This window comes from Rothia sp. CCM 9419, assembly GCF_048512815.1.
Classification (GTDB): Bacteria; Actinomycetota; Actinomycetes; order Actinomycetales; family Micrococcaceae; genus Rothia.
Window position 1 is genome coordinate 116,829 of record NZ_JBLXXY010000006.1, and the last position, 20,016, is coordinate 136,844.

Annotated in this window: 18 protein-coding genes; 15 read left to right on the plus strand and 3 right to left on the minus strand. The window is 48.3% G+C overall.

What is annotated here, in order from left to right; genetic code table 11:
• The first annotated feature begins 290 nt into the window (after positions 1 to 290).
• From infC to ACN08W_RS06585, 9 genes are all read left to right on the plus strand, one after another.
• On the plus strand, positions 291 to 923 hold the full coding sequence (gene infC, locus ACN08W_RS06545; RefSeq protein WP_419107284.1) for a translation initiation factor IF-3: 633 nt from the start codon (positions 291 to 293) through the stop codon (positions 921 to 923).
• A 188-nt stretch (positions 924 to 1,111) separates the two neighbouring features.
• A complete protein-coding gene (gene rpmI / locus ACN08W_RS06550; RefSeq protein ID WP_135011425.1) occupies positions 1,112 to 1,306 on the plus strand; it encodes a 50S ribosomal protein L35 in 195 nt (64 codons plus the stop codon).
• A 105-nt stretch (positions 1,307 to 1,411) separates the two neighbouring features.
• Positions 1,412 to 1,795 (plus strand): 50S ribosomal protein L20, encoded by a 384-nt coding sequence (gene rplT, locus ACN08W_RS06555; protein ID WP_419102204.1) that lies wholly within the window; start codon positions 1,412 to 1,414, stop codon positions 1,793 to 1,795.
• 154 nt (positions 1,796 to 1,949) lie between these two features.
• Positions 1,950 to 2,846 (plus strand): TrmH family RNA methyltransferase, encoded by an 897-nt coding sequence (locus ACN08W_RS06560; RefSeq protein ID WP_419103318.1) that lies wholly within the window; start codon positions 1,950 to 1,952, stop codon positions 2,844 to 2,846.
• On the plus strand, positions 2,843 to 3,319 hold the full coding sequence (locus tag ACN08W_RS06565) for a (deoxy)nucleoside triphosphate pyrophosphohydrolase (protein ID WP_419103233.1): 477 nt from the start codon (positions 2,843 to 2,845) through the stop codon (positions 3,317 to 3,319). Before ACN08W_RS06560 ends, ACN08W_RS06565 begins: the two co-directional genes overlap by 4 nt.
• 62 nt (positions 3,320 to 3,381) lie before the next feature.
• Positions 3,382 to 4,509: a phenylalanine--tRNA ligase subunit alpha gene (pheS, locus tag ACN08W_RS06570; protein WP_419109077.1), complete on the plus strand. Its 1,128-nt coding sequence runs from the start codon at positions 3,382 to 3,384 to the stop codon at positions 4,507 to 4,509.
• A gap of 3 nt (positions 4,510 to 4,512) precedes the next feature.
• On the plus strand, positions 4,513 to 7,065 hold the full coding sequence (pheT, locus tag ACN08W_RS06575) for a phenylalanine--tRNA ligase subunit beta (RefSeq protein WP_419109078.1): 2,553 nt from the start codon (positions 4,513 to 4,515) through the stop codon (positions 7,063 to 7,065).
• 245 nt (positions 7,066 to 7,310) lie between these two features.
• The gene (locus tag ACN08W_RS06580) at positions 7,311 to 7,943 is read left to right on the plus strand and encodes a hypothetical protein (RefSeq protein WP_419103230.1); all 633 of its coding nucleotides are present in this window, start codon (positions 7,311 to 7,313) and stop codon (positions 7,941 to 7,943) included.
• Positions 7,944 to 8,268: 325 nt separating this feature from the next.
• Positions 8,269 to 8,748 carry an arginine repressor gene (locus ACN08W_RS06585; protein WP_419103317.1) on the plus strand — a complete coding sequence of 160 codons (480 nt, stop codon included), beginning with the start codon at positions 8,269 to 8,271 and terminating at the stop codon, positions 8,746 to 8,748.
• Here ACN08W_RS06585 and ACN08W_RS06590 read toward each other — a convergent pair.
• The gene (locus tag ACN08W_RS06590; RefSeq protein WP_419109079.1) at positions 8,745 to 9,146 is read right to left on the minus strand and encodes an ankyrin repeat domain-containing protein; all 402 of its coding nucleotides are present in this window, start codon (positions 9,144 to 9,146) and stop codon (positions 8,745 to 8,747) included. The genes ACN08W_RS06585 and ACN08W_RS06590 overlap by 4 nt on opposite strands.
• 261 nt (positions 9,147 to 9,407) lie before the next feature.
• Between ACN08W_RS06590 and ACN08W_RS06595 the strand changes: the two genes are divergently transcribed.
• The 6 genes from ACN08W_RS06595 to tyrS all read left to right on the plus strand — a co-directional run bounded on the left by ACN08W_RS06595 (position 9,408) and on the right by tyrS (position 18,293).
• A complete protein-coding gene (locus tag ACN08W_RS06595; RefSeq protein ID WP_419109080.1) occupies positions 9,408 to 10,856 on the plus strand; it encodes an AMP-binding protein in 1,449 nt (482 codons plus the stop codon).
• Positions 10,857 to 10,979: 123 nt separating this feature from the next.
• The gene (locus tag ACN08W_RS06600; protein WP_419109081.1) at positions 10,980 to 12,182 is read left to right on the plus strand and encodes an argininosuccinate synthase; all 1,203 of its coding nucleotides are present in this window, start codon (positions 10,980 to 10,982) and stop codon (positions 12,180 to 12,182) included.
• Positions 12,183 to 12,219: 37 nt separating this feature from the next.
• Entirely contained in the window at positions 12,220 to 13,680 is a 1,461-nt protein-coding gene (gene argH, locus ACN08W_RS06605; RefSeq protein ID WP_419109082.1) for an argininosuccinate lyase, read from the plus strand.
• Between the two features lie 139 nt (positions 13,681 to 13,819).
• Entirely contained in the window at positions 13,820 to 14,371 is a 552-nt protein-coding gene (locus tag ACN08W_RS06610) for an adenine phosphoribosyltransferase (protein WP_419102215.1), read from the plus strand.
• 192 nt (positions 14,372 to 14,563) lie between these two features.
• On the plus strand, positions 14,564 to 16,855 hold the full coding sequence (locus ACN08W_RS06615; protein WP_419109083.1) for a HelD family protein: 2,292 nt from the start codon (positions 14,564 to 14,566) through the stop codon (positions 16,853 to 16,855).
• A gap of 130 nt (positions 16,856 to 16,985) precedes the next feature.
• On the plus strand, positions 16,986 to 18,293 hold the full coding sequence (gene tyrS, locus ACN08W_RS06620) for a tyrosine--tRNA ligase (protein ID WP_419109084.1): 1,308 nt from the start codon (positions 16,986 to 16,988) through the stop codon (positions 18,291 to 18,293).
• Positions 18,294 to 18,357: 64 nt separating this feature from the next.
• On the opposite strand, the gene ACN08W_RS06625 is transcribed toward tyrS, so the two are convergent.
• Together ACN08W_RS06625 and ACN08W_RS06630 are read right to left on the minus strand one after the other, a co-directional pair.
• A complete protein-coding gene (locus tag ACN08W_RS06625; protein ID WP_419107280.1) occupies positions 18,358 to 18,825 on the minus strand; it encodes a hypothetical protein in 468 nt (155 codons plus the stop codon).
• Between the two features lie 64 nt (positions 18,826 to 18,889).
• Positions 18,890 to 19,804, minus strand: coding sequence for an exonuclease domain-containing protein (locus ACN08W_RS06630; RefSeq protein ID WP_419109085.1), 915 nt, complete (start codon positions 19,802 to 19,804; stop codon positions 18,890 to 18,892).
• Positions 19,805 to 20,016: the final 212 nt, after the last annotated feature.

The following is a 20,016-nucleotide window of genomic DNA, read 5'->3' on the forward strand; positions in this document are numbered from 1 at the left end:
TATCTTGTGAGCATCTTTGTGTTTTGCGTTGAAATGCATGCGTAAAGCCGATAGACTGTACATAGTTTGCAAGCGGAGGCTACTCCCACCTGCTTCAGCCACATTCATCCATGTGATTAGGTTGACGGGTTATTCCAAGTGTTCATAAGAGTGAATACTTGAGAAGTACACCTTCGTTTGCTGTGCATCGAAGGTGTTTTTTACATCTTCTATGTACTGATTATTATTCACGGGGAAACCCACTGAGCTAACAGGAGCTACTCATTAGCGATCCACGCATTAATGAACGTATTCGTGTCCCAGAGGTCCGCCTCGTTGGGCCAGGCGGCGAGCAGGTAGGCATTGTTCGTGTTGAAGATGCTTTGCGTCTTGCGCAAGAATCTGATTTGGACCTCGTAGAGGTCGCACCATCAGCGAAACCGCCTGTATGTAAGCTCATGGACTTCGGCAAGTACAAGTACGAAGCCGCAGTTAAAGCACGTGAATCCCGAAAGAAGCAAGTTAACGCTTCTTTGAAGGAAATCCGTTTCCGTCTCAAAATTGATACTCATGACTATGAAACTAAAGTGGGACACGCGCGTCGTTTCCTATCTGGCGGTGACAAAGTCAAAGCGATGATTCAATTCCGTGGTCGTGAACAGCAGCGCCCCGAGATGGGTGTGCGGTTGCTAGAGCGCATGGCAGACGATTTGGTCGAGGTTGGTTCTGTAGAGTCAACCCCCCGAATTGACGGTCGTAACATGGTAATGGTTCTTTCTCCGCTTCGTGGTAAAGCTGAAGCACGTAAAGAAGCACAACAACGCTCAGGCGGACGCAAGGGTCGCGAACGTGTCGACACTACTCAGGCTACTCCTGTGAAGAACTCTTTGGCAGATGCAATGCCAGCAGAGCTCAAGGCACAGGCGCAAGCTGAAGCGGAATAGAATAACAAAGTAGAAACGGCGCGGATAGCCATCTAGCAGTGTTATTTGAACGTTGCAGGTGTCTTTCCGATTGTCATGTTTTCTCAGTTTCCGTAGAAAACATGAACCTACCTTGTACATGCGAAGAAATTCGCTCAAGAGTTCTTTTGGATACCCTCCAAAAGCAGAACGTAAGGAGAACGGCAGCTATGCCGAAGCAGAAGACCCACTCTGGTGCTAAAAAGCGCTTCAAGCTCACCGGTACCGGCAAGGTTAAGCGCCAGCAGGCCAACCGTCGCCACTACCTCGAGCACAAGTCCTCTCGCCTCACCCGCCGTCTGGCTTCTGACCAGATTGTTACCGGCGGTCAGGCTAAGGTCATCAAAAAGATGTTGGGTAAATAAGCCATCTCATCTTTGAGAAACTTGTGCCTCAACGGGCAATAACTTTTTAGACTCGCTCCTTGACTGGCATCAGCTAGCAAGGACAATAAGACGAAGGAGACACACGTGGCACGTGTGAAACGCGCGATTAACGCGCATAAGAAGCGCCGAGTAATTCTTGAACGCGCATCCGGTTACCGCGGACAGCGTTCACGCCTTTACCGTAAGGCAAAAGAACAAGTCATCCATTCATTGGTTTACAGCTACGACCACCGTCGTAAAAAGAAGGGTGACTTCCGCCGCCTATGGATTCAGCGTATCAACGCTGCAGCTCGTGCTGAAGGCCTCACCTACAACCGTTTCATTCAGGGCTTGAAAGCTGCTGAGGTTGAAGTTGATCGTCGTATGTTGGCTGAACTAGCAGTCAACGAACCGGCAGCTTTCTCTGCACTTGTAGAGATTGCTAAGAACAACTTGCCTGAGGACACTTCTGCACCTAAAGGTGAATAATTCTTAAAAGAATACGATTGTGCCGTTCTCTACTACATGTAGAGAACGGCACAATCGTATTCTGGGCTTTTACATGGTAAAAGATACAGAAAAATATATATCCGGTAGAGTGGAGACCGTGGATTTTAAAAAACGTTTAAGTACCCCCGTTGTCATGGAAAACCCTCAGGCTGACCGTGTTAAAGATATTGCAACACTAGCAACACGTCGTGGGCGCAATAAGAAAAAACAATTTCTCGTAGAAGGCCCACAAGCCGTGCGTGAAGCCCTCACCTCACATCTTCATACCCCACTTCTTGACGCCGTATACATCACAGAACGTGCCTTCGACCGTCACCGTGATATTGCTGAACTACTCGAAAAAGTACATGGCACGCCAACACCAGAACAAGGACGTAAAGTCTTCATGCGTATGGTGACTGAAGAAGTACTTGAAGCCATGTCAGACGCCGTCACCCCACAAGGCATGATTGCGGTAGCGTTCATTCAAGAACCTGACCTATCACGTATCTTCTTCGCTGAAGGAAAGATACCGCAATTGGTGGCTGTACTTGCACGCTTGCAAGATCCCGGTAACGCCGGCACCATCATTCGTGCCGCAGATGCCGCCGGCGCAGATTTAATCGTGACCACCACTGACACCGTAGATATTTATAACCCCAAGACGGTACGTTCTACTGCTGGGTCACTTTTTCACCTTCCTGTGATAAGTAACCTTGCGCTCACAGAGTTTCTTGATACTGCACGTCGTTACGGTATGGGTATTCTTGCTGCAGATGGTTATGGTGCGCTGGACCTTGACGAATTATCGGATATTGCGGCAGCTAAACGATGGGCAGTTCCTCACGACGAAAGCTCATACGATCTGTCACAACCGACAGCATGGCTTTTTGGTAATGAGGCTCAAGGGCTAAGCACCGATGAGAAAACTCTAGCTGATGAGCGCGTTGCAGTTCCGGTTCATGGTTCTGCAGAGTCTCTCAACGTTAGTGTGGCAGCTGCACTGTGTCTCTATGCTTCAGCTCGAGCGCAACACGGAACGAAAAAATGACCCAGATTTTTCCTCTCCAAGTTGTTGGTGGGGCTATCGTAGATTCTCTTGAGAAACCTACTCGACTTCTGATTGGGCAACGTCATGCTCCCAAAGAACTTGCTGGTTTATGGGAGTTTCCTGGCGGAAAAGTTGAGGCAGATGAGAGTTGTGAACAAGCCTTAGCACGTGAACTCGACGAAGAACTTTCGATACACGTCACTCTTGGCCAAGAAATTACAGGACCTCACCGACAAGGTTGGGCGCTATCGGAGCATGCTGCTATGCGTGTATGGTTCTGTACCATCTCGTCAGGAGAAGTCCACATGATTGAAGGACACCAACAAATACAATGGGTCGATATCAACCACGATCTATTATCTATTGACTGGATACCGGCAGATTACCCAATTGTTCAACAACTGATTAAGATGACAACAAGCTCTTACCTGAGTGAACCGTGTACAGAGAACGCTGAAGGTACACTAAACTAGGATGAAGACGAGAATAGAAGGCGCATACCGCGCTGTACACTATGCAACGAGATGAGTTATTAATGACTGATTCATTATCTGAAAGCACCAATCTGCCAGAGTCTTACCATATTCTGGCGAACCTTCAAGAAGTTCTTGAAGCAGATTCTGTGCAGGGATTAGAGCGAGTGAAGGATGCTTTTTCCCAAGAACTTTCACGCGCATTAGCTGCCGTTGAAGAATCTTCAAGTACTTTTGACGAGCTAAAACAAACACGTTTAGCGTTCCTTGGTGATAAGGGAAGTTTCACTCTTGCGAATAAGCAGATGCGTCACCTCTCTAAAGAGCACAAAGCTGAGATTGGCAAACTCATGGGGCAGGCACGTGGACGTCTGACTCAAGCCATTGAAGCGCGTAATGCTGAGCTTGAACAAGAACATGCGGCCCGCATTCTCGTTGAGGAAGCTGTAGATGTTACTGCTGTTTCTGCACGTCGTGCACTAGGCGGACGTCACCCTATTAACATTTTGCAAGATCGTCTCACCGATATTTTTGTGGCTATGGGATGGGAAGTTGCTGACGGTCCTGAAGTTGAATCAGAATGGTACAACTTCGACTCCTTGAACTTCCCGCCAGATCACCCCGCTCGAGAACTACAAGATACATTTTTCGTCGAACCTGTACAGGCACATTTGATGCTACGCACTCACACTTCACCAGTGCAAATGCGTTCCTTGCTCACTCGTGAGCTCCCGGTATATGTTGTCTGCCCCGGTCAGGTGTATCGTACTGACGAACTCGACGCAACTCATACACCAGTATTCCACCAGATTGAAGGTCTTGCCGTAGATAAAGGGCTCACCATGGCAGACCTTAAAGGCACTCTCGAACACATGGCTCGAGAAATGTTTGGTGACGACGCAAAAATTCGTTTACGCCCCAATTACTTCCCATTCACAGAGCCTTCTGCCGAACTAGACCTTTGGCACCCTGGTGCTAAGGGCGGTCCTCGTTGGATTGAATGGGGCGGTTGTGGCATGGTTAACCCGCAGGTGCTCCGAGCAGCAGGTATTGACCCAGAAGAATACTCCGGATTTGCTTTTGGTATGGGTATTGAAAGAACTTTGATGTTCCGCAACGGAGTAGAAGATATGCGCGACATTATCGAAGGCGACGTTCGCTTTTCACAGCAGTTTGGAATGGAGATTTAAAAGATGCGGATACCTCTTTCATGGTTGCGTGAATACGCACCAGTCCCTGAAGACGCACGTTCCGAAGACGTTATGGAAACCTTGGTGAAGGTTGGCTTAGAAGAAGAAGACGTTCACCGCCCTACGGACGAAATTTCAGGGCCGATTGTTGTCGGACAAGTTCTCTCTCAAGAACCAGAAACTCACTCTAACGGCAAAACCGTGAACTGGTGTCAGGTGCGTGTTGTCCCTGAGGGACAGACACAAACCCTCACCGGTAAAGGGATTGAAGAATCTGGTATTCAGGGAATTATCTGTGGCGCCCATAATTTTAGCGTAGGCGATAAAGTAGTCGTGACGCTCCCCGGCGCTGTACTACCTGGCGGTTTTGCTATTACCGCACGTAAAACATACGGTCACAAATCAGCTGGTATGCTTGCATCCGCTCGTGAACTGGGCTTAGGAGAAGACACCGGCGGGATTATCGTCTTATCTGATTTGGGTCTAGACCCCGAAATTGGTACTGACGCAATGGAATTGCTGGGCCTATACGATGAAGCAGCAGAAGTTAACGTCACCCCGGACCGTGGATATGCTTTCTCTATCCGAGGTATCGCACGCGAATACTGCCATGCTGTTGGAGAACCCTTCAACGACTTTGTCGTAGAACTAGCAGAACGTGCACCAGCAACACACCAAGCAGAAGCAGCAGTTTCTCTGAACGATGATGCACCTATCCACGGAAAACTTGGATGTACCCGTTTCGTGACGCGTAAAGTAACGGGTGTTTTGGCAGACACTCCCACCCCACCATGGCTAGCTTCTCGTTTACGTTTAGCAGGAATCCGTTCGGTATCTCTTCCTGTAGACATCTCGAACTATGTCATGTTAGAGACAGGGCAGCCACTCCATTTTTATGATGCACAGAAACTTTCTGGATCGTTGTCTGTACGTCGCGCCCACGAAGGTGAAACCCTTCGTACTCTTGATGAGAAAGAACGTACTTTACACCCTGAAGATCTTGTCATTTGTGATGATTCTGGTGCTATTGCTCTTGCCGGTGTGATGGGGGGAGCAAGTACTGAGGTGACGACTGAAACTACTGAGATTCTGATTGAGTCTGCACGTTTTGACGAGGTTTCTATTGCTCGTTCTTCACGCCGTCATAAGCTTTCTTCAGATGCTTCTAAACGTTTTGAACGTGGTGTAGATTCTGCGTTACAGGCAGCTGCCGCTCAGCGTGCTGTTGAACTATTGGTGGAGCTTGCTGGGGCAACTATCGTTTCAGAGTCTAGCGACGTGAACCGTACAGAAAAACCTCAAGCGATTTCTCTTCCGATGGATTACACTCCATCCCGTATTGGTGTTGCATACACTCAGGATGAGATTGTTGGCACTCTAGAGTCTATTGGCGCTCAGGTCACGGCTGGTCGTGACACTTATGAGGTGATTCCTCCTACCTGGCGACCTGACCTAACGGATAAAGAGGACCTCACAGAAGAAGTTGCTCGTCTTATCGGGTATGACAAGATTCCTTCAACTGTTCCGGTTGCCCCTCCTGGTCGTGGATACACTGTTGAACAGATGACTCGTCGTCGTGTTCTTGATGCGCTTGCATCGAGTGGTTTGACGGAGGTCTATGCGTATCCATTTGTTTCTTCTCAAGCAAATAATTTGTGGGCGCAGCCTGTTGCTGGTGAGGACGTCGCGTCTATTCAACTTGCTAACCCTATTTCAGAGGCTCAAGGGCTTTTGCGTCGTTCTTTGCTTCCAGGGTTGGTAGAGGTTCTCAAACGTAACCTTTCTCGTGGGTTCCGTAATCTTGCTCTTTACGAGACAGGCCATATTTTTGTTCCTTCAACACAGCATGGTTCTGAGAGCATCCCCGGTTTGGGGCAGCGTCCTTCTGACGAGGTTATTGCTGATTTGAATGCGGGTATTCCTCATCAACCACGGTATATTTCTGGTATTTTCAGCGGTTATGAACATGAACAGATGCCTGGTGCTTCTGCTCGTGCTTATGATTGGCGTGATGCGATAGATGCTGTGGGTTTGATTGCTGATGTTGCCGGTGCCGAGTTTAAGATGGCTCAAGGCACTCATCAGGCTTTCCACCCCGGTCGTACTGCTGTGTTCTCTGATTCTTCTGGTGCTGTGATTGGTTACGCTGGAGAGTTGCACCCGCAGCTGCTCAAAGATCATGATCTTCCTGAACGTACCTGCGCTTTTGAGATTAACTTCTCTGCGTTACTTGAGGATAAAGCTGAGGTTGTTGAGGCTTATAGTATTTTTGGTTACCCAGCAGCTACTCAAGATGTGGCGTTGTTAATCGATGCGGATGTTCCTGCTGCTGATGTGGCTCTTGCACTTTCTGAGGGTGCGGGTGAGCTGCTAGAAGATTTACGAATCTTTGACGATTATCGCGGTGAGGGCATTCCAGAAGGTAAGAAGTCTGTGGCGTTTGCTCTGCGTTTTAGGGCTTCTGACCGTACCTTGACAGCTGAAGAAGCTAGTGCTTCTCGTGAGGCTGCTGTGGCTGTGGCGGTGGAACGTTTTGGTGCTGTTCCTCGTGTGTAGTGAGTAGCGTGTTCTTCGTCTATAGACGGTAGTTCTTGATGGTGCTGATGTTGGCTTGTGCTGGCATCAGCACCATTTTTTCAGGAGTTTGTGAGGTTCGTCGTGGAGAATGGAAGAATCCGAAATCTCTGAGGAAATCGGGGGACTCTAGTTGTTATCTAACGGGGCTTTTTATGAAGTACACGTACAATGGTGTCTTATCCTCAGTGAAAGAAAAATTATCTAAAACATCGGGAGATACTATCGTGACTGAAGAACCCGACAACGATTCGTTCTTCGGCTTTGATAAGGCTGAAGATTATGATGATGAGGTTGTTGACCACCGTAGCCGTTGGCTGACCGTCGGAATTATTATCATTGCGATTATTTCTTCGGTATTTTTGGGCATTCAAGGGGCTCGTTCGTTGTCTGCGGCGTCTTCGCATGCTGGTTATGAAGACCGCACGTGGGTTTTGACTGGGGCCTATAAGGATTTGACTCCTGATTTAAAGACTAAAGATAATGTTGCGATTTATACCGGTAAGTTGCCGGTGGATCAGCAGCTTGATAATAAGTTGTTTATTTCTGAGCTGGGGGATCCCGTAACTGTTCATGCTGGTGAGATGATTGAGTTCCGTGGCTCTGAGGCTGGTCGTGTTCGAGCTGATTTTCCTCAGGAAGTAGACGCTTTATTGGCTACGACAGAAGGTAACTCGATTGAGGTGATTCGTACTGGTGCTAAGGGTACGTTGAAGCCTATTACTGCTGAGGTAGTGTTTTCGGAGCGGCTTAGTGGTTGGGCATATATTATCGGCGCTTTTGTAATTTTTGCTGGTGGTATTTTTGCGTCGGTGAAGATTAATCGTCGTCGTTCTATCGTGGAAGATGACGAGTATTAGTCTTGTTGTGAGAGCTTTGTGACTTCATGATAAGGAAGCCTTTTGTGATGGTGTTTGACCATCGTGAAGGGCTTCTTTTATTGTTTGATGGTATCCGTTAAAGAGTATTTTTATGCTTATTTGGTGGTTATCTTTGAGTAGTTTTCGCTCAATTTATGGGGTTTATCCGTGTATTTTTCCTATAAGTGTATAAATATCGCAAAAATACTCATATAATCGGTGTGTGCTGTAGAAGATGTACAGCAAGTCTAGTTTTCTTATTGTTCAGATGTTGGGGGACTAGGCTAACTAGCAGGTTGCTTTGCTGAGAAAGAGAATGAATAGAATGTCTATCCCCTCGACGAAAACGGCTCGTCAAGCTCGAATTGTTGATTTACTGCAAAAACATCATGTTCGTTCCCAAGCTGAGTTAGCGCAATTACTCGTCGACGATGGTGTCAAAGTAACGCAAGCGACCTTGTCACGTGATCTTGTTGAGATCGGTGCTGAGCGTGTGCGTGATGAGAAGTCCGGATTGATTTATGCTGTTCCGCATCATCCTGTTCGTCGTTCATCGGCTGAAGGTGTTGATGCGCGCATGATTTCTTTGTTTAGGGAACTTCTCATCACTGCTGAAGCCTCGGCAAATTTGGTGATTCTTCGGACTCCTCCTGGGGCTGCGCAATTTATGGCTTCTGCTATTGACCAAGCGAGTATTGAGCCTATTCTTGGGACGATTGCGGGGGACGATACGGTGATGGTTATTACTCGTGACCCGCTTGGTGGAGAGCAGATGGCTCAGAAGTTTTTGGAGTGGGCAGCTTAGCCTTGTTTCTGGTGTTCTTCGATGAGTTGTTGCATTTCTTTTAGCTGGAAGAACTGAGCCACTTCGAGGGGATGCTGCACTCCGATGGTGAGGTCTGCGCCAGCGTTGAGAAGTCGTTGTGCGATGTCTTGGCTATTTTTGAAGACGGCACACAATAATGCGGTTTGCCCTCTGTCGTTGAGGCGGTTGACGTCTGCTTGGTGTGTGAGGAGTAGTTCTACGACGTCGAGTTGTTGGTGGTAGCTTGCAAGAATAAGTAAAGTGTCGCCTTTGGCGTTGGTGAGATTGGCTGGGATACCTTGGTTGAGTAGTGGTTCTAGCTCTTCGGTGTTTCCTTCTCGTGCAAGGTCAAAGACTCTGTTCAGTAGGTCAATTTCTGCGGGGGTTAGGTCTGTCATGAAAATCTCCTGTGTTATTGTGAGTAACTCATAATAACAGATTTGTTGTGAGGAATAAAGAAAACCTTGACACGATGAAACCTTACGCAATCTTCGCAGAGAAGAGGACGCTGTCGCTGCTCTAACAAGGTGCTGGCGTGCACTAATATGAGAACGTATGCAACCCCTGAGTGAATAGAACGCATTGTGACAACCTTCAACGAAACCCCTTGTAATGTAGCTAGCCTTCTCCTCTCTTGTGCTCACCTCGAGCGTGATGCATTGTTTTACCAAGATACTGTTCTGAGCTACCGACAATTACAAGTAATGGTGTCTCAAGCTCAACTAGAGCTACGAGAACTTGGAGTGGGGTATCAAACACCGGTGGCTCTTTCCCTGCCTAATATCGTGGCGATGCCGGTGTATTACTATGCAATCGTTTCATTGGGGGCAATTTGCGTTCCGTTGAACCCGCTGCTTTCCGAACGTGAAGTGCGGTATCACCTAGAAGACTCTGGTGCGCAGCTATTCATTGCATGGGAGGGGGCGCGTGTGATGATGGAGAATATCTCTTTTGAGGGGGTCCAACAGCGCATTGTAGGTGCTGAAACTTTTGCAACTCCCTTGGATATGGAGGCTTTAGAAGAATTTGCTATTGAACTGGTTAGTGTTCATGCTCAAGATCCTGCTGTTATTCTCTATACTTCTGGTACAACAGGGCAACCCAAAGGTGCTGTTCTGACTCATCAAAATCTTTTATCCAATGCGATGACGGTGGCAGAATTTTTTGACTACACCCCAGAAGACGTCTTTTTTGGGGGGCTGCCGCTTTTTCATTCCTTCGGGCAAACTGTGTCGATGAACGCGGTCTTCGCTGCGGGTGCTTCGGTTGCCTTATTGCCACGCTTTACTCCTGAGGCGGCTATTGAATTATGCGTTGAAGCTGATGTCAGCATTATTGCTGCCGTCCCGTCGATGTATGCTGCAATGTCGGCCTCTTTAGAGGGACAAAAATCTTCAGTGCTCATGGGTAAGATTCGTTACGGAATTTCTGGTGGGTCTCCTTTGTTGGCCTCAATTCATGAGGACTTCTATAAGTTGGTTGGCTGTCACATTCTTGAAGGCTACGGTTTGTCTGAGGCTTCTCCGGTTGTTTCCTTTAATCAGCCTTCTCGCCCTCCTGTTGTTGGCTCTGTGGGGACTGCTTTAACGGGTATTCGTGTGCAGGTGCGTGACAGTAACGGAGAAGTGCTTCCTGCCGGTGCGCCAGGGCAGTTGTGGGTTAACGGGCCTAATGTAATGTTGGAGTACTGGAATAATCCTGAGGCAACTTCTCAATCATTATCTGATGGATGGTTGGCAACGGGGGATATTGCAACAATTGATGAGCAGGGAAATATTTTTATTGTTGATCGGCTCAAAGACATGATTTTGCGTCATGGATATTCTGTATATCCGCGAGAGATTGAGGATGTTATTGCGACGCATCCTCAGGTGCGTATGGTGGCCGTTGTGGGGCGAAAAGATATGCGTGTGGGGGAGGAGATTTATGCTTTTGTTCTTCCTCGTCAGCAGTGTTCTCCATCGCAAGAGGAAGCTCTTTGTTTGGAGGTTGAACACTTGTGTGTTCAGCAGCTTGCGGACTATAAGCGCCCTCGTCATTATCGGGTTGTTGATACGTTACCCTTGGGTGCGACTGGAAAAATTCTCAAGCGTGACTTGAGTCAATAGCGTATTATATGACTTTTTGAGAAATATTATCCATAGGTTTGCATATTTATAGATAATTATTCATACTTGTTGATAACGAACAAACCCACCCCACTATCAACAAGACAAAAGGAATACCCCCCCATGAAAGAGCGCGTCGTCCTCGCATACTCCGGCGGACTAGACACATCCGTAGCCATCGGTTGGATTACAGAAGCCACCGGAGCAGAAGTCATCGCCGTAGCAGTAGACGTAGGACAAGGCGGAGAAGACCTCGAAACCATCCGCCAACGAGCACTAGACTGCGGAGCCATCGAAGCCTACATCGCAGACGCACGCGAAGAATTCGCCACAGACTACTGCATGCCAGCACTAGCAGCAAACGCCCTCTACATGGACGCATACCCGCTCGTCTCCGCACTATCGCGCCCCGTCATCGTCAAACACCTCGTACAAGCCGCCCAAAAATTCAATGCAACCACCGTCGCTCACGGATGCACCGGAAAAGGCAATGACCAAGTCCGCTTCGAAGTAGGCATTCAAACCCTCGGACCAGAACTCACCTGTATAGCACCAGTACGAGACCTAGCGCTGACCCGAGAAAAAGCAATCAACTACGCAGAACACAACAACCTACCCATCGTCACCACCAAGAAAAATCCCTTCTCCATCGACCAAAACGTCTGGGGACGAGCCGTAGAAACAGGATTCCTCGAAGACATCTGGAATGCGCCGACCAAAGACGTCTACGACTACACCGACGACCCCACCTTCTCACCAGCACCAGACACCCTCACCATCACCTTCGAACAAGGAATCCCCGTCGCTATCGACAACAAACCCGTCACGCCGCTAGAAGCCATCACCGAAATGAACCGCCGAGCCGGCGCACAAGGCGTTGGAAGAATCGACATCGTCGAAGACCGCCTCGTCGGCATCAAATCCCGAGAAATCTACGAAGCGCCCGGGGCCATGGCACTCATCGCAGCCCACCGAGAACTCGAAAACGTCACCATTGAACGTGAACAAGCACGCTTCAAAAAAATTGTTGGCCAACGCTGGAGTGAACTCGTCTACGACGGACAATGGTTCTCACCCCTAAAAAAATCTCTCGACGCTTTCATCCAAGACACCCAACAAATGGTCAACGGAGAGATCCGCATGGACCTACACGCCGGACGAGCAGTCGTCACCGGACGACGCTCCACAAGCTCCCTCTACGACTTCAATCTCGCCACCTACGATGAAGGTGACTCCTTCAACCAAGCACACGCACGCGGATTCATCGAAATCTTCGGACTCTCCTCAAAAGTTGCCTCCGCACGCGACCAGCGCCTCAACCCCTAAACCACATACACGACCACCCTCTATCAAGGCTCAAACCATGTCTTCAGACCAAAAACACGGCACCAACTCCGGTTCACTCTGGGGCGGACGGTTCACCTCAGGACCAGCAGAAGCCCTAGCAGCACTCTCCAAATCAACTCATTTTGACTGGCGACTAGCACCCTACGACATCGCTGGTTCCCGAGCACACGCCCGCGTCCTGCACCGAGCACACCTACTCAACGACGCCGAACTAGAACAGATGCTCACCGCCCTAGACACACTAGAACAAGACGTCCGTCACGGAACCTACACCCCAGCAGAAGACCACGAAGACGTTCATGGCTCTCTCGAGCAAGGACTCCTCGAACGGGCAGGAGAACAACTCGGCGGAAAGCTCCGTGCCGGGCGCTCCCGCAACGACCAAATCGCAACCCTCGGCAAAATGTACCTACGTGATAGTGCAACCTCGCTCTCCGCCCACCTCCTGAACGTTATCGACGCACTACTCCACCAAGGAGAACAACACCCCTACGTCCCCATGCCCGGACGAACCCACCTACAACATGCACAACCTATCCTCCTATCCCACCACCTCTACGCCCACGCTTGGGCACTCAGCCGAAACCTCGAACGCCTCCAAGACTGGGACCGTAGAGCTGCCATCTCACCCTACGGATCAGGTGCGCTCGCAGGCTCCTCTCTAGAACTCGACCCAGAATCTATTGCACAAGAATTAGGGTTCAGCTCTGCAAGCTATAACTCTCTTGACGCAACAGCTTCACGTGACGTCTATGCAGAGTTCCTTTGGATTACGTCGATGATTGCCATCGACCTATCCCGCCTCTGTGAAGAAATCATTCTTTGGTCAACTCAAGAATTTTCCTTCGTGACCCTCGACGACTCCTTCTCTACCGGCTCATCGATTATGCCCCAGAAGAAAAACCCAGATATCGCCGAGCTTGCTCGTGGCAAAACAGGTCGTATCATTGGCGATCTCACCGGACTCCTCGCCACCCTCAAAGCTTTACCGCTTGCCTACAACCGAGATTTACAAGAAGATAAAGAACCTCTCTTCGACGCCATCGATCAGCTCCATCTTCTCTTACCTGCTATTGCCGGCATGGTTACCACGTTGAGCTTTAACACTAAACGTATGAGTGAGCTTGCGCCCCAAGGTTTTGCCCTAGCTACTGACATCGCTGAATGGCTTGTACGTGAAGGAGTGCCCTTCCGAGAAGCACACGAAATAACCGGAGAAGTAGTTCAACGCTGTGAAAAGAACCAGTGCGAGTTATGGGAACTTAGCGAAGACGACTACCTGAACATCTCCGCTCACCTACATGCTGGTGTACGTGAAATACTCACATTAGAAGGTTCCCTCAACTCCCGAAAAACTCAAGGTGGAACAGCACCAGAGGCTGTTGCAGAGCAACGTGAAAAACTTCTCGAGGTACTCGCTTCGCACCGAACCTTTGCGACGCGAAAACATCTCGTAGAGCCGTGGAAGATTACCTAAAAATATGTATGCTGTCATCCTTTGCAAAGGTATTTTAAAAACTACACAGTATCACTAAGATTTTTGGCGTATAATCTCCTACGGACTTTCTACTGTTATAAACGCCGTTACCGTACGGCACGTAAGGTTTACATCACTCATGCATCAGAATGTATCTGCCGATATGCCCATCGACGAGTTAATTCCCGCCGCATGCGCACAAATACCGGACTACCCTAAAGAAGGTATCCTCTTCTACGACGTCACAACACTTTTTGCTCATCCAGAGGTGTTTAAACGTTCCATTGACGAACTCGTTCATCGTTTTAAAGGAACCTTCGACATCGTGGCAGGTGTTGAAGCCCGCGGATTCCTCATGGCATCCGCCATCGCTTACGCTGCAGGCACCGGAGTGATGACCGTACGCAAAGCCGGAAAACTACCTCGAGATACCTTCACCAAAGAATACGAACTCGAATACGGTTCCGCAGCCATTGAAATCCACCGAGACGATATCCCCGCAGGAACACGCGTACTCATCGTCGACGACCTCCTCGCAACAGGCGGCACTCTCGCCGCTGCCGCATTCTTAATGGAACAAGCCCAACTCAAAGTTGCTGGTATCGGCGTCCTTCTTGAACTCGACGGGCTCGGTGGACGCGAAGCCATCGGAAATTACACCATCGAAGCGCTCAGCACCGTGACTGAATAATAGATGACTCACCAAAACCACTAACGGGGGAATAAGTTGTGTAAAACAGCGACACACAACTTATTCCTCCTTCTATTTCCACTAGAGTAGTAGCTCAACAAAACGGTTTAAACACCGCAACGGCACCACAAATCGTCAAGCATCCTCAATTTAAAGATGCTTTGCCACCTCTGAACGAAAGAAAGAATACGCATGACCGAGAACCTCAACGCACCTTCAACGTCTACGGCTCAACAGAGGAACGACGAAACCTATATGCAAGCACTAAATCTCGAACGTGCCTACGTCAAAAAGCTGTATCAACGTTTAGACCATATGCGTGCCGAAACAGAACAAAAAATCTCCGATGTACACCGCAACCAAGAAGCCGGTAACCATCAGAACCGTTCAGAACGAGACGCCTACGCCATGCACTACGAAGACCGTCTTGCCCAGCTCAACGCAGTAGATCACCGTTTAGTATTCGGCCGTCTAGACTTTGACGACGACAAAACCCACTACATTGGCCGTATCGGCATTGTCTCTGAAGATTACCAGAGACTTCTCACCGACTGGCGTGCCCCAGAAGCCGGCACCTTCTATCAAGCTACCGCTTTCGACAGGAACGGGGTACGTCGACGCCGACACCTCACCCTTGAACACCGTGAAGTAACCGCCATTGAGGACGATATCCTTGACTCCTCCCTCCTTGATGATGAGAGCACTCTGCACGGTGAAGGTGCACTATTGGCAGCTTTGAACCGCAAACGCACTGGACGCATGGGTGATATTGTTGCGACCATCCAATCAGAACAAGACCGCATCATTCGTGCAGATTTATCGGGGGTGCGAGTCGTTCAAGGTGGCCCCGGTACCGGTAAAACAGCAGTCGCCTTGCATCGTGCCGCATATTTGCTGTACACCTTCCGCGAACGCCTCAACAACGCTGGTGTACTCGTTATTGGTCCAAGCGCTTCTTTCATGTGGTACATCGACCGTGTGCTTCCTTCCCTCGGCGAGACCGGCGTAGTGATGTCCTCTTTGGCAACGCTATTTCCTGGAGTGCGTGCTGTTGCCGAAAAGGACTCTAAAATTCATCAGCTCAAAGGCGACTTACGTATGGTTGAAGCTATCAAACGTGCCGTACGCGACCGTCAGAAAACCCTTGATAAAACGGAATTTTTAACTGTCGGCTCAAATCAGCTAAAGCTCACTCCTCGTATGGTTCGTGCAGCACGTGACCGTGCCCGTTCTACGGGAAAACCTCATAATGAGGCTCGTGAAACCTTCGTCAAAATTTTGATACGTGAGCTGACTCAACAGCTTCAAGAACAACTTGATTCTTCTTCTGGGCAGAGCCTTGAACGTCCTTACCTGGAAGAAGACGTTCGTTCTTCTATGGACGTGCGTAAAGCCTTGAACCTTGCATGGATGCCTCTATCTGCTGAGACTTTGGTGCGCTCGCTTTTTGCTAAACCTCATTATCGTGATTCTGCATTATCTGAATTTACTGCTGATGAACGTCAACTATTGGCACGGAGATGGGATGCTCCTTTAACTGAAGCTGATGTGCCTCTTTTAGATGAAGCTGCTGAGCTTCTGGGAGATTTTGAGAAAGTTGTTGGTGCTTCGGCTGCTGCTCGTGCACGTTTAGAGTATCTTTCTAATCTTGAGAATGCGAAGAAGACTCTTGAAAATGTTCATGCTCAGCTTACCGATTATGGTGTTGAGGGTGTTATTACTGCTGAACAATTGGCTGATTCTTATGCTATGGCTCCTGAACGTATGAGCGCTGCTCAGGCTGCGTATGCTGATCGTACATGGGCGTATGGACACATTGTGGTGGATGAGGCTCAGGAGCTGACTCCAATGCAGTGGCGAGTATTGTTCCGCCGTTGTCCCATGAAGTCTATGACGATTGTTGGGGATATTGCTCAGGCTTCTTCTGCGGAGAGCGCTTCTTCATGGGAACAGGCGTTAGAACCTTTTGTGGGGGATCGTATGACGTTGGAGACGTTAACGGTGAACTATCGTACTCCTGCGCAGATTGCTCAAGCTGCTGTTGCTGTTGCTCAAGCTGCTGGGCGTCAGGTAGATGCTCCTCGTGCAGTTCGTCAGGGGCAGTGGGCTCCTATTTTGCATCGTGTTTCTTCTGATTCTTTGTACCAGACAATAGTGGATTGTGTGACCGATGAGGTTAATAACGGTGGCGGTCTAATCGGCGTGATTGTTACAGACGAACATTATGCTCAGGTGGTTCAGGCTGTGGCAGAGCATCATCGTGAGCGTTTTGGTACGTCTATGACAGTTGTAGAACGTCAGATTCTGGCTCTGACACCGTGGGAGTCTAAAGGTTTGGAGTTCGATGTGGTGATTGTGGTGGAGCCACAAGCTATTATTCGGGCTTCGCAGGGCGCTATTGGTGATTTGTATGTTGCGATGACTCGTCCAACTCAGCGTTTGTATATGGTCGGTGCTGAAGAGTTCCCTGCTGGTTTAGAGTAGATGTCATGTACCGTTGAGTGTGCTTGTGATAGTTTGAGCATGTTTTGGAGTGTTTTGTCGATACACTAGAGACGGTATCTTGAGTTTTTGGATAATGGGTTTGTTGAGAGAACCGTAAGAAGGAGTAAGTATGTCTGTGAGCGTGTTAGAACAGCAACGTAATGATGATTCTTTTGAGAATATCTGGCAGGAGCTTAAATGGCGTGGTTTAGTACATGTGAGCACTGATGAGCAAGCGTTAGAGAAGGCCCTTTCAGAACAGACTCTTACTTTTTATACGGGTTATGATCCAACTGCTGCATCTTTGCACCTGGGCCATTTGGTTCAACTGTTGTTGATGCGTCGTCTGCAGCTTGCTGGACATAAACCATTGGGCTTGGTCGGCGGCGCAACGGGGCTCATTGGTGATCCTCGCCAGACTTCTGAGCGTGTTTTGAACTCTCGTGATGTTGTCTCTGAATGGGTGAGTAAGCTTCGCACTCAAATTGAGCGTTTCTTAGATTTTGAGGGCGAGAATGCTGCTCAGATGGTCAATAATCTTGAGTGGACTTCTGAGCTTTCTGCTATTGATTTTTTGCGTGAGATTGGTAAGAACTTCCGTGTCGGCACGATGGTGAAGAAAGAGATCGTTGCCAAACGTCTGAACTCTGATGAGGGTATTTCTTATACGGAGTTCTCGTATCAGGTGCTTCAGGGTAATGACTTCCTTGAGCTAAACCGTCGTTATGGGTGCACTTTGCAAACTGGTGGTTCTGATCAGTGGGGCAATTTGACTTCTGGTACGGAGCTGATTCGTAAGACGGAGAGCAAGAGCGTGCATGCTATTGGTACTCCGTTGATTACGAATTCTGATGGTACAAAGTTTGGTAAGTCTGAGGGTAACGCGATTTGGCTAGACGCTCAGATGTGCTCTCCATATGCGTTCTACCAGTTCTGGTTGAATACTGCTGACGCTGATGTTTTGGATCGTTTGAAAGTCTTTACGTTTAAGACTCGTGAGGAGATTGAACAACTGGGTGCTGCTGTTGAGCAGGAGCCTCATAAGCGTTTGGCGCAGAAGACTCTGGCATTTGATGTGACGTCGTTAGTTCATGGTGTTGAAGCAACTCAGAAAGTTATTGCTGCGTCTGAGGCTCTTTTTGGGAAGGGTTCTTTCTCTGATTTAGATGAGGATACTCTTGTTGCTGCTACTGCTGAGCTTCCTCGTGCCTGTGTGAACGTTGATGGTCTAGATATGGTTAACGTTTTATGTGAGAGTGGCTTGTCTGAGTCTAAATCTGCTGCGCGGCGTACCCTTAAAGAGGGTGGCGCTTCGATTAATAACGTGAAGGTTCAAGGCGAAGACGCTGCGATTTCTCTTGATGATTTGTTGTTTGGTCGGTACGCGCTGATTCGCCGTGGTAAGAAGAATATGGCGGTTATTGAGGTAACTCGTTAGGTTCTTGATATACAGTCAGGCCCTCCTCTAGTTTTCTAGGGGAGGGCCTCACTGATGTATGGGGCTATGATTTTTTCTTGGTGTTCTGGTAAACGACATCGAGGATATAGAAGAAAACAGTTGGAATCATCGCAATAAACGGTAGCGCAATGAAAACTGCTCCGGTAAAGGTATTCTGTGGAATTTTAGCAAAGGTCATATCGACGTCTTGTGAGAAGAGCGTTATGCCGATGAGGAAACAGACGAATGGCCAGATGATTTTACTGGGGGAGAGTCGGCTGATACGACTGATGATGGTGTTCGTCGTTTTCTTTGTTCTTTTTCTTTGGAATGCTTGTACCGCTTGTAGTGCTGTGATGATTCCAAGGATAATCAGAAAGATGCCGAGGTAGTAGTTTTGGTAGATGATGTAGTATTTTGCGTTGAAGTTTCCGATGCATAGGGCAAGACCAAAAAGTAGAAATGCGATAGCTACAGATGTCTTTTGCCACGGGTTCGTTCTTTGCCACGGGTTGTGTTTGTTTTGGTTCATCGTGGGCTACCCCTTCTTTGTGCTTGTCCCTTAATCTACTATGGTTTTTATAAATTTTTAAGGTCTATGGTGTAATCCTGTTGAAGAATTCTTCTTCGCTGAGAACTTGTATTGGTGAGCCTGCTTCTTTGAGGGCAGTGGCTTTAAGTAGTTTTCGTGATGCATTGGAGTTTGCTTTTTCGTGCTGAGGGCTGGGTATTCCGACGATGAGTAACGTTGTTTTCTTCGTGAGGCTTTTTTCTGCTGTTGCTCCGAGAACGGTGATAAGTTCTTGCACTGCACTACGTTGGCCGTGTTTGAGTGTTCCTGTTATAGCAATGCGTTCTCCTTCTAAACAGGGGGTTTGTCCATATCTTTCGATGAGTTCTTGAGCTGAGAGCTGTTCTGCATAGAGGCCTGGGCGTTGTAGACTTCCGCTTCTATTATTTTGTGTTGGAGGGCAGAGCTCTTGGATTTGTTCATATGGGTAGTCTTCCTGCATGCGAACAAATATTTTGGCGCAGGCTATAGCATCTGAAATAGCTTGGTGGTGTGTGAATTCTTCGTTGGGGAAATAATAGTAGTAGACGTTATCGAGGCTTTTACGTTCTATCTCGGATGCAAGAATTTTGCGGGCTAGGCGTAGGGTGCAGAATCGTCGGTTCTCGATTGGTTTTTGTTGGTATAGACGATTGAGGTCAGAGAGTACATATCCGTCGAAGGCCATGTTGTGTGCAACGATAGGATGCTCTCCAATGAACTGAGCAACTTCTTTTGCGATATCTGACCATTCTGGTGCGTCTTCGATGTCTTTTTCGGTGATTCCGTGAACCCAGCTGTTAATAGGGTTGAAGTATCGTACTTCGGGGTGAGGTTTGATGAGGGTGTAGTAGGTATCGATGACTTCTCCGTTGGTCGTAAATTTGACCATACCGATGGAGCATGCTGATTTACGTTGTTCGTTGGCAGTTTCAAAGTCGATGGCAATGAAGGTGTTCATAATATTTCTGGGCTTTCTGTGATGCTTTAGTGCTGTTGTATGAGTAGGTTCCTAGAATCGATTTTATCTTTTTAGAGTGACGGTAATTGCTGTTTTGTATCACAATTTTATTTTCTTACTTCTAAATATCGCTCTTGACTAGTAGTTTTGTTCTTTTTAGGGGAATCTTTTTCTGAAAATGTGACCGGCATCTACGTTTTTCAAGTTGCAGA